A 13,859-nucleotide genomic window follows, 5' to 3' on the forward strand; every position below is an offset into this window, starting at 1 on the left:
GGCGCATGGAAAACGAATATCTTTTCATCTATGACGGGGAAATGTGGTGGTTGAAGCTAACGGACGTTGAACAGATTATAGACTATCACAAACAGACTGGCGGCAGATATGAAAGGGCGGTAAACCTTTATATGAAGTTCAGGCAGGAAGGGAAAGAGTGGTATAATTTACTTGACGATATGCCCTTACAAGAGCGTATAGAGATAATGCAGAGAAAAGACTTTAAATATCTTCAATGTGCAATCATTAAGGCGCAGCAGGTAGAGGGGACTATATTTGACGGCTTCCGTTGCCTGAATATGGAAATAGGGGCGGGAGAGCTTGAAACAATCCGGGAACATGGGGCAGTCTTCATCAATCAGGCTGGCGGTCATACATGGGGAATTAAAACGGTGCAGTTCTGCCGCAGGAAACAGCTTGTATTCCCACACTTCAAGTGGGAGGAAATCAGGATAAAGCAATTCAGGGGCGGGCGGCATTGGTACGCATACATAGGGGACGTGCAGTTAAGGGACGGCGACTGCCTGAAATGGAATACAAGGGAAGCGGCGCAAGCCGCAGCGGAAGCGATAGTGGCAGAGTAAGGAGGGCGGCACATGGTAACAGTAAACGGAAGACCTGACACAGAAGAAACAGCACACGCAAAATGTTTTGGGAATATGTTTAGGGAAAACGGAAGATTGACATATGGCGCAATGATTTGTGATGAATGTGAAGAAGTAGAAGAGTGCTGGGAGTATAGCAAAAGCAGGAGAAAATAAAAGTACCCCGGAGGGCAGCAGGCTTTCCGGGGGTTCTCTATGTTGTACTAACTGAACAGTGCCGACCGGGAATCTGGATTCCAAGACCAGCGACGATGTGATCGGGCTGCTTAAAATGACCGGGAGCGAATTTTGCCAGACCATTGTCATGATCACCCATAACCCGGAGATTGCGCAGATGGCGGATCGGGTGGTGCGGATCGAGGATGGGAAGATCGCGGTGTGATAGCTGCAGGTCATCGATATATTCCCGTTTCTTTTACGGAGTGTTATCTTGCTTCGGGACAGCTTCTGCCGATAAAAATTCCAGCTGTGCTTAGCAGGAGCTATTGTCTGGTGTATCATAATTATTTCACATTGATTGCCGGAATTACCCTTCCAAGGGGGCGGGCTTTTTTTAACGGTTCAGATAGTTGGATAATAAATAAGGACACAGTGATACCTCTCAATGCTTTTAAGCATTTGATACCGCCATATCATTGAAAAAGGGTGACTTTAACACACCCTCCATATATTCGATTTTTCGCAAAGAAAAACGGCGGTTTTGATTTTATTCAAAACCGCCATTAGGCTATCTTTATTCTGTCGGGCGCATGAAAACTTTGCCGCCGAACAACGGTTTTTTTATTTTCCGTTGGGCGGTTTTATCATTTTACTGCAACAGTTCATTTTGTAAAAATTTTTTGATATAAGGTGTGCTTTCTTCGGTTATAGAAGGCATGAACGCCATATATCTACATTTTTGATAGCGTTCCTTATCCATAATGAAGTCATATCCCATAACACATTTAGGATTGCAGTCATTAGGATTCACAAGGCGTTTGCAGACAGATGCTTTTGCAATTTCTTTTTTCATCTTTGCCGGAAGCGTATCTAAAAACCCCGTGTACTCATTAAGATGCTGTGGGAAAATTCTAATCTTTATTCCCGTTTTTCTGCAAACGAAAGTAGCTAATGTCCTTTTTGTATCCCGAAAAAGATAGGAAACAGTAAAGCCGCTTTTAGCTGTTTTGATTTCACGTTTGCAGTTGCTATCCAGAAGAAAATGATTTATATCTTCTACAAAATTTCTGCTTGCACCGATAGTCTCTAAAAATTCATCATAATTTTTGTCTATCATGTTGTAACCTCATATTTTTCTGATTGGCAGCCAAACTTCATATTGCATATTATTGGGGTCAGGGTTTAGATAAACCTCTATATCAGGAGCATTGGCAAATTCAAATCCAGAGGTTGGAAGCCATTCTGTTATGATGCGTTGTTCCAATTCTTGAATGGATATCCCTGTACCAGTTCCGCTAAAAATAGCCCATGTACAAGCAGGAACAACATATTCATCTAAGGAATTGTCGATTTCAGCGGAGGAAGATACCGCTATAAAATATTGCCAGTCCTCTTCGTCAATGCACACGCTTACACCCAAGACACCCATAGGCTGATTATTCATAAGCGGTGCAATTTTTTCTAATGTGCCGTTTACAGCTGCATTTTGCCACATTTGCGGTACGGCTGCGAAATTGTTTTCTATTTCTTTATCCAGCGGATGAGATACTCCCACAATGCGAAAGGCTGCTTTTTCTTCAATGCGATAATTCAATTCCTCTACTCCTTTTACAGTTATTTTAAAGCTGATAGGGGGATAAGACTTCATAGGAACACCTCCTTTCTTTGCCATTGATGGCGCTATGCCATGCACATTTTGAAATGCCCTATTAAATGCAGTCGGGGAAGAATACCCATATTTCATACCAATATCAATAATTTTTTCAGTTCCGCTTTGCAGGTCAATAGCGGCTAAAGACATTCGCCTGCGACGGATATATTCCGAAAGCGGAATACCAGCCATATATGCAAACATTCTTTGAAAGTGGTATGTAGAGCAACATGCTATGCGCGCAAGTTCATCATAACTTATTTCTTCTGCAAGGTGTTCCTCAATATAAGAAATTGTTTTATTCAGTTTTTCTATCCATTCCATTTTTTTACTCCTTTCCAGTGACAATTATATTTCTTTGGATTGATTATTTCCTCTCTTTTCATGCACAAAAAAGAGAGTGTCAGAAGTTTATATTTGCTTTTTTTGCTTGAGTGCATAAATCACGGACTTTTAATGTATATAATTTATCATCTTTGATAAAGTGTGTACCGCATTGCCTAAACTCAAAGTGTACATTATGGAAAATACATTGCTCCCGGATCTGTAATACCCAGTCATAGTCAAGCGGCCTTGCGTTTTTATCAGATTCTCCGCCGACAACAACTAATTCTATATCGTGCAAATATGCAGAGAGATTGACGTTCTCAATCAATGGCTGGCAAATAATATTTTTATGCCTAATAGGAAGGCTGGAAAAAATGTCTAATCGGTAATCGGCATTTTCTTGATTTTCAACCGTACAGCCAACCGTAACATTTTCGTACCCACTTTCCCAATCATGCGGAACACAATCCAAAAATCTTTCAATTCTTTTTGTCAGAAAGAGAAAATGTAAGTCGGAGCGTTCCCGTATCATTTCCCAGCATTCAGTACGCCATTTATCTGCGTCCTCTATCAAGAAGTCTGATGAAAAACATACATAAACCATTTGCCCCGATTTTATTTTGTAAGTTCCATTTTTGTTTTTTTCAATAGGGTCATAAAATTTTTCGGTTTGCTTAATAATGTTTGTGTCAATTCCCTTTTTATAATCTCCCTTATGTATGTAGCAAAATTTGCAGCCTGTACTGTAACGATGACAGCCACGCCAAGGATTCCATATCGCCATTTTTATCCTCCAATCTACTATTCTATATAATTTTATACGGATTTAGATAAAAGTGCAACTATGTGAATAAGAAATAAAATACTACATTATATCAAATTTCATTACATTTTCATAAGTCAACCCGAAATGTACAATGATATAGGGTGATATGAGAATGAACCAAGATGAAGACGATTTGATTTTCACGGTTTAGGGCTGGCTATCAAGCAGGCCCGAGAGGAACGGGGCTGGACGCAGGCCTACCTTGCGGAATTAGTCGGAAAGACTGATCGCGCGATTATGAGCATTGAAAATAAGGGGCAGCACCCCAGTTTTAATTTATTCTTCCAGCTTGTCACAATGTTTGATATTTCCGTAGACCAGTTTTTCTACACGGAAGGGCATAGAGGCGAGGACAGTTGCCGAAAGTCTATTGATGTAATGCTGAACACCATGAACGAGAAGGGACTCGTAGTTATGAAAGCGACAGCCGAAGGCTTGAAAAAAGCCAGAGAAACGGAGGTTTCCGAGTAGCTATTTTGTACTAACATAATAAATTGATTTTTTGAAAAACTCTCAACGTCCTCGTCCTTACTTTTGCAAAGAATAATGCCAACGCTGGGATTTTCGTGGGGCTTCTTTACATCCCGGTCTAACGCTTCAAGATAAAACTGCATTTTTCCCAAGTATTCCGGTTTGAAATTTTCTTTTGCTTTATACTTTTCCCGAGAGGCCAGCTTCAAATAGAATAATCTCTCTGCATCCGATTTTGTCTTTGGGCAAGAACGTCCCCAGCCATCCTGCACGGCCTTGTTGGAAACAAATTCTCCAATTCCCCAATAAAGGTCAATCATTGTGGCATTCACTTGATAGGAAGCTTTCCGGCGGGCATCTGCTATCATTTGCAGAATGGCATTAAAATCACTTTGATAGTTTTATACAAAAATGAAGATAAAAATTTTGATAGTTTTCACAAAAAAAATTGATATAGATATAAATGGTAATATATTTATATAAAAATGTAACTTTTGTGAAATCAGGGTATATGTTGGGCACACTGCTTCATTTACAGCAGAGTGCCCTTTTATTATAATTTTAACTGGTTTTAGAGGTTACAGAAGAGAAAATGCAGGCCCGGGATGTATTTCTATTTGTGACCGTAAAAAATGGGTCAGGCAGATATGATCTGTAAAGGGTATATCTATCTGATAAAAAATAAAGGAGTGGAGTTATGATAAAATTATCGCGTATTAAAGTGGCGGTTTTGATGCTGATCTTGTTGTTGTCGCTCACCGGATGTGGAAAAACCGCAGATGGAAAGACACATCTCACTTTTCAGATCTGGGATGTGTATCAACGCCCCGGGATGCAGGCTATGTGTGACGCATATACTGCCCAGCACCCGGATGTGGAGATTGAAGTACAGGCTACCAGTTGGAGTGAATACTGGACGAAGCTAGAGGCGTCCGCAGAGAGTAATACTATGCCGGATATATTTTGGATGCATACCAATCAGCTTTTGTATTACGCGGATTTCGGTATGTTGGCTGATGTGACAGATCTTTATGACGATGTAGAGTCGGATTATTATGAAAAACATTTTTCGGAGATTTCCCGCAGAAATGCCAGTGGAAGTGACGGTCATCTATATGGTGTACCGAAAGATAAGGATAATGGTCTTCTGGTGTATAATAAGGAAATGTTTGATGCTGCCGGGATTTCTTACCCCACCGAAGAATGGACTTGGGAAGATCTGGCCAAGCTGCCGAAATGTGCGGATCCAATAGAGGACAGTGAAAGCCTGGATCAGGATGGACGTGCTACTATGTCCAATGGCTTGTGCTATTCAACCTCGGCCCGCGGCAAAAATCGTGAGGCTGCCCTGGATGTGATCAAGTTTTTTGGTACGGAAGAGGCACAGCGGATCCAGGGAGAAAATGGTGCTGCTATCCCTGCTTATATTGGCTGTGAAGAGACCTGGCGCGCCGCATTTGATTCCTACGATGAAAAGCTGGATCTGGATGTTATTTTCGATCAGTTCGATTATGCGGTGCAGGCCGTTTATAATTCTGCCAGCCCGAAATGGAAGAGCCAGGTAATAGACGAATTGACCAGAATCTATTCCGGCAACCAGGATCTTATGGCCGGTCTGGAGAATATGGAACGTATTGTCAATACAGAAACCGCTAAGAAATTAGAAAAGTAGTAGGAGGAATTTTTATGAACAATAAATTATCTGCCGCAGCCCGGCGGGAAGAAAACTGGGGCTGGTTTATGGTAGCGCCTACGATCATAGGTCTGGTCGTTTTAAATTTGTGGCCTTTTGTACAGACATTGTATGCAAGCTTTTGTGAGCACGAAGGCTTTGGGCATTACAAGTTCATAGGCCTGCAAAATTATGTAGATATGTTTACGAATGCGGAGTTCTGGAAAGCAACCTGGAATACCATCTACTTTTGTATATTGACGGTACCTGTGGGAATTGCGTTGGCGCTGCTGATTGCTATGCTGTTGAACGCAAATGTGAGGTTTAAAGGAGGCTTTCGTACGATTTTTTTCCTGCCTCTGGTCTGTGCCCCGGCAGCCGTTGCCATGGTGTGGCGTTGGATCTTCAACGGTGTGTATGGTATTCTTAACCAGATACTGGGGGTAAAGATTCAATGGATTACGGACCCGAAAACGGCTGTACTGGCTGTTGCCATTGTGTCCGTCTGGAGCAGTATCGGTTATGACGCGGTTCTTCTCCTTGCCGGACTGCAGAATATTCCAAAGTCGCTTTATGAGGCAAACAGCATTGACGGCGCAGGAAAAGTTCAGCAGTTTTTTTCCATTACGCTGCCGATGGTTTCCCCGACTTTGTTTTCTGTACTGATCATGCGTCTGATGGCTTCCATGAAAATTTATGACCTCATTTACATGATGGCAGATGAGACCAATCCGGCTCTGACAGATATGCAGAGTCTGATGTACCTGTTCTACCGCTCCTCTTTTGTAGCAGGAGACAGAGGGTATGGTTCCGCTATCGTGATCTGGACTGTTGGATTGATACTTCTTGTGACCTTGGTACAATTCCAGGGGCAAAAGAAATGGGTTACATATGATATTTAATATGATGGAGGTATTGGAATGAAAAATACAAATTCTTTGAAGCGCTCCTATATGATCAATAAGGCTCTTACTTATTTCTTCCTGATCCTGGGCGCGGTTATTATGATCTTTCCTTTTTTGTGGATGATCCTTACCAGTTCCAAGACGGTTCCTGAAAGTATGCTGATTCCGCCGACTTTTTTTCCAAAGCAGCTCATGCTGGATAATTTTAAAGAAGCGATCGCCAGCCTGCCGTTTGCCAATCTATATTGGAACACGATACTGATGGTATTTTTCCGGGTGGTATGCGCCGTTTTATTCAGTTCTATGGCGGGATATGCATTTGCCAAGCTGAAATTCAGAGGCAAGAATATTCTTTTTGGTATTGTACTGATCCAGATGTCTCTGCCAAGCCAGATTTTTATCATTCCTCAGTATCAGATGGTTGCGAAAATGGGTATGGCTAATACTATATTTGCCTTGGTATTTCCTGGGCTGGTCAGTGCTTTCGGCGTGTTCTTTCTGCGTCAGGCATATATGAGCATTCCGGATGAGGTGGGTGAGGCCGCCTATTTGGACGGCTGCAACCAATGGCAGACATTTTATAAGATCATGTTTCCGCTGACGGGGACTTCCGTAGCAGCTCTGACCATTTTTACCGCGGTTTTCGCGTACGGCGACCTGATGTGGCCGCTGGTGGTAAATTCCGATCTCAAGATGATGACGCTGTCTTCAGGACTTTCCACGCTGCGCGGCCAGTTTACCACCAACTTCCCGGTGTTAATGGCCGGTTCTCTGTTGGCTATGCTGCCGATGGTGGTGCTATACCTGATCTTCCAACGTCAATTTGTGGAAGGGATTGCCGGTACCGGCGGAAAATAGGTGTTGGGAACTTTTTGAAACAGGGCTGTGCGTTTGCCGCGCTGTCTGCAGGAAGATATAAAAGTTGTAATTGGATTTTTCATACCAGTCCCGGTATAAAACCAGCCGGGACTGGTTTTATACCAAATATTTATCAGGGGGGTTCATTATGATCGTACTTGACCAGGAAAACAAAATCTTTACACTGCATACGCAAAATACTACATATCAAATGAAAGTAGATCAATATCATGTTCTTGAGCATATCTATTATGGAGCAAGGATTGACAACCGCGATCTGTCCGGGCTGATCAAGTGCGGTGAACGTAGTTTTTCGCCTAATCCTGATGAAGCAGGCAGAAACAGGGATTATTCCCTGGATGTGATGCCGCAGGAATATTCTACCTGTGGCGTAGGGGATTTTCGTCTGCCTTCTATTGAATTGGAACTGCCAGGAGGAAGCCATACGGCAGACCTGCGGTATGAGGGATTTCATTTGGAAAAGGGAAAGTATAAACTGGAGGGGCTGCCTGGTTTTCATGGTATGGAAAATGAAGCAGAGACTCTGGTGGTCTTGCTGAAAGATTCGGCTGCCCGAATAGCGGTGGAAATGTATTATGGGGTGTTTGAGGATTTTGACCTTATCACCCGTGCCATCCGGTTAGTGAATGAGGGGACCGAGACAATACGTGTGTGCAGGTGCGCCTCACTTTGTCTGGATTTTACCCGGTCTGATCTGGATCTGATTACTTTTAACGGCCATCATTTGATGGAACGGTGTTTGGACCGCGGACCGGTGCGGCCGGGAATACAAAGTGTAGGCAGTGTACGCGGAATATCCAGTCATCAACATAATCCTTTTGTGATGATCTGTGATCATGACGCAGATGAAGACAGGGGGATGTGTTATGGCGCCATGCTTCTGTACAGCGGCAACTTTGAGGCAGCGGTGGAATGCAGTCAATATGAGAACAGCCGTCTGGTCATGGGAATCCATCCCTATCATTTCTGCTGGACGCTGGAACCGGCCGGGACATTTACGGCTCCGGAAACGGCAATGGTCTGCTCACCAGATGGGTTTGGACAAATGAGCCGTCAGTATCACAAAGCAATCCGGAAACATTTGCTCCGTGATCCGTACCAGTATGAAAGGAAACCAGTTCTGGTAAATAATTGGGAAGCTACTTATTTTGATTTCGATGCTGACAAACTGGTTGATATTGCCAGAGAAGCAGCTGATTTGGGAATTGAGCTGTTTGTAATGGATGACGGCTGGTTCGGTTCCCGAAATGATGATAACAGCGGGCTTGGCGACTGGCAGGTAAACCGGGAAAAGCTGCCTGGCGGACTGGAGGCTCTGGTTCCATGCGTCAAGGATCTGGGAATGAAATTCGGAATTTGGATGGAGCCGGAAATGGTGAATGAGGACAGTAATCTCTATCGTGCCCATCCAGACTGGATACTGCGTGTTCCCGGACGAGCGCCTTCCAGGGGCAGGGGACAGTTGGTACTGGATTTCTCACGTAAAGATGTGAGGGATCATATTTATGATCAGATGAAAGCAGTACTTGGCAGTGCAGACATTTCTTATATTAAATGGGATATGAACCGCAGTCTTACAGATGTCTGGTCCGCCGGACTGCCTGCCGGGCGCCAGGGGGAGGTCTATCACCGATATGTCCTGGGCGTTTATGATCTGTTGGAGCGGCTGCATTGTGACTATCCTTATATACTTATTGAAGGGTGCTGCGGAGGAGGAGGCCGGTTTGACGGCGGGATGCTTTACTATACGCCTCAGATTTGGTGCAGTGACGATACGGACGCGATTGACCGTCTGCGTATCCAGTATGGAACTTCTTTCTGCTATCCGGTTTGTACCATGGGAGCCCATGTTTCAGCGGTTCCCAACGAACAAAACGGGCGGTTTACCCCTTTGGAGACACGGGGAATCACTGCTATGAGCGGAGCTTTTGGCTATGAGATGGATCTGGGGAAATGTACAGAAGAAGAGAAAAGAAAGATCCGGTGTCAGGTGGAAACGTATAAGAAGCATTATAACCTGATACATGACGGGGACTATTACCGTCTCAGCAGCCCTTTCCAGGACAGTTCATATACAGCCTGGGAGCAGGTGTCCGCTGGTCAGAAAGAGGCTCTGGTTAACGTGGTGATGGGATGTACCCACTCTGCTCCGCCTTTCAGGACGCTGCGGCTGAAAGGGCTGAATCCGTCATTTCAATATCAGGTTGATGGAATCGGGGAGACTTACAGCGGAGGGGAATTGATGAAGGCCGGTTATCCCCTTCCGCAGATACGGGGGGATTATCCTGCTTTTCAAGTATATTTGAAGGCAGTTGGATGAGATGAAAATGAAAAGGGCTGACTCACTGTGGGTCAGTCCCTTTCCGCGTGATTGTGTTTTCTCCACTCCTGGGGAGGCATGCCGTAGAATTTTTTGAAAGCCTGGGAAAAATGAAATTGGTTGGGGTATCCGCATTGAGCTGCTATGCTCTTAATGGGCAGATCAGTAAGACTCATTAACTCGGCCGCGTTTGTCAGACGCTGACGGATCAGAAATTCCTGGGGAGTACAGCCTATGACTTTTTTAAATTTGCGGCTGAAATAAATTCGGTTCAATTTGCAAAAACCGGCTACTTCATCGACAGTCAGTTCACGGTTGAAATTCTGCTGGATATACACTACCGCTTCATTGATATAAAAATCTTGTTCTCTTTTTTCTTCTGTATTCTGCCGGCTGGTGGAGAACTCAATGAGTTCGTCCAGAAACAGGTATAACTTTCCAACCAGGTGGACGGGAGATCTTTTCGAGTTTTCAAAAAAATAGAGCATATGGTCCTGCAGAAGTTTTCCCTCTTCTATGCTCCGTGGGCGGTAAATGGGCTGGCTCTGTTCTAAACCCGCCTGGAGCAGACATTCCTCTGCGCGCATTCCGTCAAATTCTATCCAGACATATTTCCAGGGATCTTTCTCATCAGCGGTGTATAAATTAATTTGTCCCGGACAGATCAGGAATCCCTGGCCTGCATCCAGGCGGTATTCGTGTATATTACCATTGGCGGCGTGAGAATACAACATTCCCTTTCCGCTGATGATGTAGTGGAACAGATAATGGTTGCGGACAAAAGGACCAAAAGAATGGAGAGGTTCACATTCTTCCCAGCCGTATTGGTAAGGGCGTATATCCAGAAAATGTTCATGAGGGAAAAGCGCGATGTGAGGTGTGTCCATAGCAGGCGGCTCCTTTCAATGTGTTGAAAGCAATATAAATGTTACAGGTCAGACCTTGACCAGATTCCATCAAAAATAAATACGAAATAGTTAAAAGCGGGCATAGATACATCTTTGTTCGCTTTTTGCAAGTTACTGTTCACACGATGTCGCGCGCTTGCTGCACGGCATCCGGCGTTTTACTTTTCCGGCCATGCAAACAGATATCTTATATATTCCGCCGCCATCTCCATGCGCGGCGAATTTTTGAGCACACCCAGATACACGTCATCTTCAAAGCCTGCCTGCCGGAAAACGCCTGCCTGCGATACGTTAAGCCCCATAGGATATTCCTCCGTCACAGCCTGGTATTCCAGGGAACTGTCCTGCAGCAGTTCGTCAGCATTGTCTTCCAGTATGGCCGTGCCAGACACCAGGTACGGCTCCCATTTGGCCGTGCTCTGCAAATCCGTATCCCGGATCAGTTCTTCCATATTATAGAAATACCCGTTCTGCGCAAATGTGTCAAACGCTTCCCGGTTCATGAGCACCACATCCAGCTTTTCATCATCAATCGAAGCGATGATCTTTACGCGGGAAGCATAGGCGTACTCATGATTGGGGGCATCGGGATCGTCGGTGAGATTGATTCCCGTATACAGTTCCAGCTCCGTTTTGGAAGCATCGGCGCCCAGGAAATCCAGGAAACCGCCGTCCAGTTCGTTGGTGAGCTGCTCCCCTGCGGACACATTTACAAGGGCGGTATAAAGCAAAACCTCCGTTTTGGTAAAATGGCCGTATGCCGTATAGCCGACGATGTATAAGCAGATCAGGCAGACTGCGATGGGAAATTTATAATAATCCCAGACATACCGCACCTTCTGTTTCCTGTTGAGGGAATTCCATTTTTCATTCGAACTCTTTTTAAAATGAATGTTTTTTCTTTTCTCTTTCATAGCTTCTTAATCCGCAGCCGCCTCATGTTCCTCCGTCTTTTCCTCGCAGAGCAGCAGGACATTGGACAGAAGGTAGGAACAGAGCAGCGCGCACAACCCTTCCCCGAAAATCACAGCCGGGGTAAAGAACCGTACCACGACCAGCAGCATTACAAAATAGATGACAGCCATCAATGCGGTGCAGAACAGAAAACGGATGCCGATAAACAGAGCGTTTTTGAACATCGCGCCGACCGTATTGTCAAATCTGGCCAGAAGAGGGAAGATATACATCAGGACTACGCTGTAAGCAGCCGCAGCCACGAAAAATATTGCCGTGCAAAGCGTCCAGAACGCGTTTTCAAACCGCATATGATACAGGACATACCCGTCGATGCCCAGCACGATCCCTACGCCAAGCAGGATCAGCCAGATGATCGTTCCCTGCTTAAAATTTTCCCGGAAAGAATGGAAAAACGCTTTCGTCAGGTTCCCCTCTTCATTTTTCGCGACTTTTAATGATACATAGAAGAGGGCGGTGGTGGACGCGCCGACCGTCACAATGGGAATACAGCAGATGAACCATAAAATATTCAGATAAACGCTGTATACGAGCTTGTTGATAAACTGCAGGACCGGTCCGTCCAGATTGAATAAATTACCCATAAAATCTTTCCTCCTATTATAATACGGCGCCCCCTCACCTGCGGTACGAGGGCAGGTCATCGAAAGGTATAAAAAGAAATACTCCGCATCTGCCTTTCTCCTCACCCCTCCGTAGAGTCCCGGTAGATCAGGCTGGTTTCCGTGTGCATGGTACGGTAATTCAGGGATGGCTCATTGATCCGCGACATCAGCAGGTTCACGGCGGCAAAGCCCATGATCTGGCTGTGGATATGGATCGTAGTCAGCGGGGGCGTGACGATCTTGGACTCCGGGGAATCGTCAAAGCCGCACAGATACACATCCTCCGGAACCGAGTATCCCAGCTTTTTCAGCACTTGCAGCACATTCAGAGCGGCGGAATCATTGGAGCACAAAAACACCTCCGGAAAAGGCTCCAGCTTCTGCAGGCTTTCGGTGAGATACTCCTGATAATCCTCCGATTTGGGATTGCGGATCCCCTTCTTATTCCCTGTGACGCAGTATTCGTCCGGGCAGGGGAGACCCAGAAGCTGCAGGGCATTCCGGTAAGCCATATACCGCTCGAAGAAGGAACGGCAGTGCAGATATTCCCCGACAAATCCGATCCTGGTCTTTCCACGCCGGGCCATTTCCTGTATAAATAAGTAGATACCGGTCTGGTTGTCCATACAGAGCAGGTCCGCCTCCAGCGGTTCCTGGAAGCAGGCCGCCGGCGCGTCTACAAATAAGACAGGCAGCCCCAGGCCGCAGAGCATCTTATCATATTCATAGTCAAACATCTCAATGCAGATGATCCCGGCGGTCCGCTCCATGGAAAAAGAAGCAGGCAGCTTCATGGCATCCAGCTCATCCGCCAGGATCCGGTGCATCGTCAGGCTGTACCCCAGCCCGGAGAGCTCCATCTGAAATTTGTCCAGCATGACGGAAGCAAAATGAGAGCCGTCTATAAAATTTGCGATCAATAACGCAATCTCCGTGTTCTGCTTTGCGGCCGGGATGGAAAGCACGGCGCTTCCCGAGGCAGCGCTTGCGGCGGTCACATAGGAAAACTGCTTGTACCCCATCTCCATCGCCTTTTTTAAAACCTTCTCCCGGGTCGAATCGGCCAGGATGCCGGTATTGTTGATCGCCTTTGATACGGTGTTGCGGGAAATGCCGAGCTCATCCGCAATGTCCTGTATCGTAACTCTAGTACCCATATGTCCCTCCTTTTGCTGTATCGGCATATCCTCAAACCGGAGTCCGGGGATCTGTCTGCCGTAAATCTTTTCTAAAAACATTATAATGCACAAAAGAGATTGTGTCAAATGTAAAAATGTAAAAATTAGAGATTTTTCCGAAAATGCAATAAAAAATAGCTGTGAATCTAATCAATATGTGCATTAAGAATAAAAATGCAAAAAATAAATGTGTGCAAATGGCGAAAAAGTATTGACTAAATGTAAAAAAAGTGATATAAATTTATATAAGCAAATCCCAAAATATGTTACAATGATTTTACAAATGCACAAATCATAAAAATGGGAAGGAGAAGAATAAGGTAATGAGAGAAAAAGTGTGCAAAAGAAAAAGGGATTTGAGAGAAAGGAGGAAATTAT

Annotated in this window: 13 protein-coding genes and 3 pseudogenes; 8 read left to right on the forward strand and 8 right to left on the reverse strand. The window is 44.9% G+C overall.

Annotation, left to right across the window (positions count from 1 at the left end; all coding sequences use genetic code 11):
- Positions 1-5 precede the first annotated feature (5 nt).
- The 3 genes and pseudogenes from ACTOY7_RS02690 to ACTOY7_RS02700 form a co-directional block, all read left to right on the forward strand.
- The gene (locus ACTOY7_RS02690; protein ID WP_482672656.1) at positions 6-584 is read left to right on the forward strand and encodes a hypothetical protein; all 579 of its coding nucleotides are present in this window, start codon (positions 6-8) and stop codon (positions 582-584) included.
- 12 nt (positions 585-596) lie between these two features.
- Positions 597-761, forward strand: a complete 165-nt coding sequence (locus tag ACTOY7_RS02695) for a hypothetical protein (protein WP_004069446.1) — start codon at positions 597-599, stop codon at positions 759-761.
- A gap of 61 nt (positions 762-822) precedes the next feature.
- Positions 823-987: pseudogene (locus ACTOY7_RS02700) on the forward strand (ABC transporter ATP-binding protein); the annotation flags it as partial.
- A 426-nt stretch (positions 988-1,413) separates the two neighbouring features.
- Here the strand turns inward: ACTOY7_RS02700 and ACTOY7_RS02705 are convergent.
- The 3 genes from ACTOY7_RS02705 to ACTOY7_RS02715 form a co-directional block, all read right to left on the reverse strand.
- The gene (locus ACTOY7_RS02705) at positions 1,414-1,881 is read right to left on the reverse strand and encodes a hypothetical protein (protein ID WP_482672657.1); all 468 of its coding nucleotides are present in this window, start codon (positions 1,879-1,881) and stop codon (positions 1,414-1,416) included.
- 9 nt (positions 1,882-1,890) lie between these two features.
- A complete protein-coding gene (locus ACTOY7_RS02710) occupies positions 1,891-2,739 on the reverse strand; it encodes an AraC family transcriptional regulator (RefSeq protein WP_482672658.1) in 849 nt (282 codons plus the stop codon).
- 79 nt (positions 2,740-2,818) lie between these two features.
- A complete protein-coding gene (locus tag ACTOY7_RS02715; protein ID WP_160282203.1) occupies positions 2,819-3,526 on the reverse strand; it encodes a DUF5131 family protein in 708 nt (235 codons plus the stop codon).
- Positions 3,527-3,674: 148 nt separating this feature from the next.
- Here ACTOY7_RS02715 and ACTOY7_RS02720 point away from each other — a divergent pair.
- Positions 3,675-4,039, forward strand: a pseudogene (locus ACTOY7_RS02720) (helix-turn-helix domain-containing protein).
- Positions 4,040-4,077: 38 nt separating this feature from the next.
- Here ACTOY7_RS02720 and ACTOY7_RS02725 read toward each other — a convergent pair.
- Positions 4,078-4,407: pseudogene (locus ACTOY7_RS02725) on the reverse strand (PDDEXK nuclease domain-containing protein); the annotation flags it as partial.
- Positions 4,408-4,736: 329 nt separating this feature from the next.
- Between ACTOY7_RS02725 and ACTOY7_RS02730 the strand changes: the two are divergent.
- From ACTOY7_RS02730 to ACTOY7_RS02745, 4 genes are all read left to right on the forward strand, one after another.
- On the forward strand, positions 4,737-5,711 hold the full coding sequence (locus ACTOY7_RS02730) for an ABC transporter substrate-binding protein (RefSeq protein WP_160282202.1): 975 nt from the start codon (positions 4,737-4,739) through the stop codon (positions 5,709-5,711).
- A 14-nt stretch (positions 5,712-5,725) separates the two neighbouring features.
- A complete protein-coding gene (locus ACTOY7_RS02735) occupies positions 5,726-6,613 on the forward strand; it encodes a carbohydrate ABC transporter permease (RefSeq protein WP_482670679.1) in 888 nt (295 codons plus the stop codon).
- A gap of 18 nt (positions 6,614-6,631) precedes the next feature.
- Positions 6,632-7,474, forward strand: a complete 843-nt coding sequence (locus ACTOY7_RS02740; protein ID WP_330690624.1) for a carbohydrate ABC transporter permease — start codon at positions 6,632-6,634, stop codon at positions 7,472-7,474.
- A 148-nt stretch (positions 7,475-7,622) separates the two neighbouring features.
- Complete coding sequence (locus ACTOY7_RS02745; RefSeq protein WP_160282199.1) at positions 7,623-9,815, forward strand: alpha-galactosidase; 2,193 nt, start codon at positions 7,623-7,625, stop codon at positions 9,813-9,815.
- 32 nt (positions 9,816-9,847) lie between these two features.
- Here the strand turns inward: ACTOY7_RS02745 and ACTOY7_RS02750 are convergent, their stop codons facing one another.
- From ACTOY7_RS02750 to ACTOY7_RS02765, 4 genes are all read right to left on the reverse strand, one after another.
- Positions 9,848-10,702: an AraC family transcriptional regulator gene (locus ACTOY7_RS02750; RefSeq protein WP_300884759.1), complete on the reverse strand. Its 855-nt coding sequence runs from the start codon at positions 10,700-10,702 to the stop codon at positions 9,848-9,850.
- 179 nt (positions 10,703-10,881) lie between these two features.
- Complete coding sequence (locus tag ACTOY7_RS02755) at positions 10,882-11,637, reverse strand: hypothetical protein (protein WP_482670680.1); 756 nt, start codon at positions 11,635-11,637, stop codon at positions 10,882-10,884.
- Between the two features lie 6 nt (positions 11,638-11,643).
- Positions 11,644-12,282, reverse strand: coding sequence for a YesL family protein (locus ACTOY7_RS02760; RefSeq protein ID WP_160282196.1), 639 nt, complete (start codon positions 12,280-12,282; stop codon positions 11,644-11,646).
- 101 nt (positions 12,283-12,383) lie between these two features.
- Positions 12,384-13,460: a LacI family DNA-binding transcriptional regulator gene (locus ACTOY7_RS02765; RefSeq protein WP_125129060.1), complete on the reverse strand. Its 1,077-nt coding sequence runs from the start codon at positions 13,458-13,460 to the stop codon at positions 12,384-12,386.
- Between the last annotated feature and the right edge of the window lie 399 nt (positions 13,461-13,859).

The sequence above is a fragment of the Schaedlerella sp. genome (genome assembly GCF_056796775.1).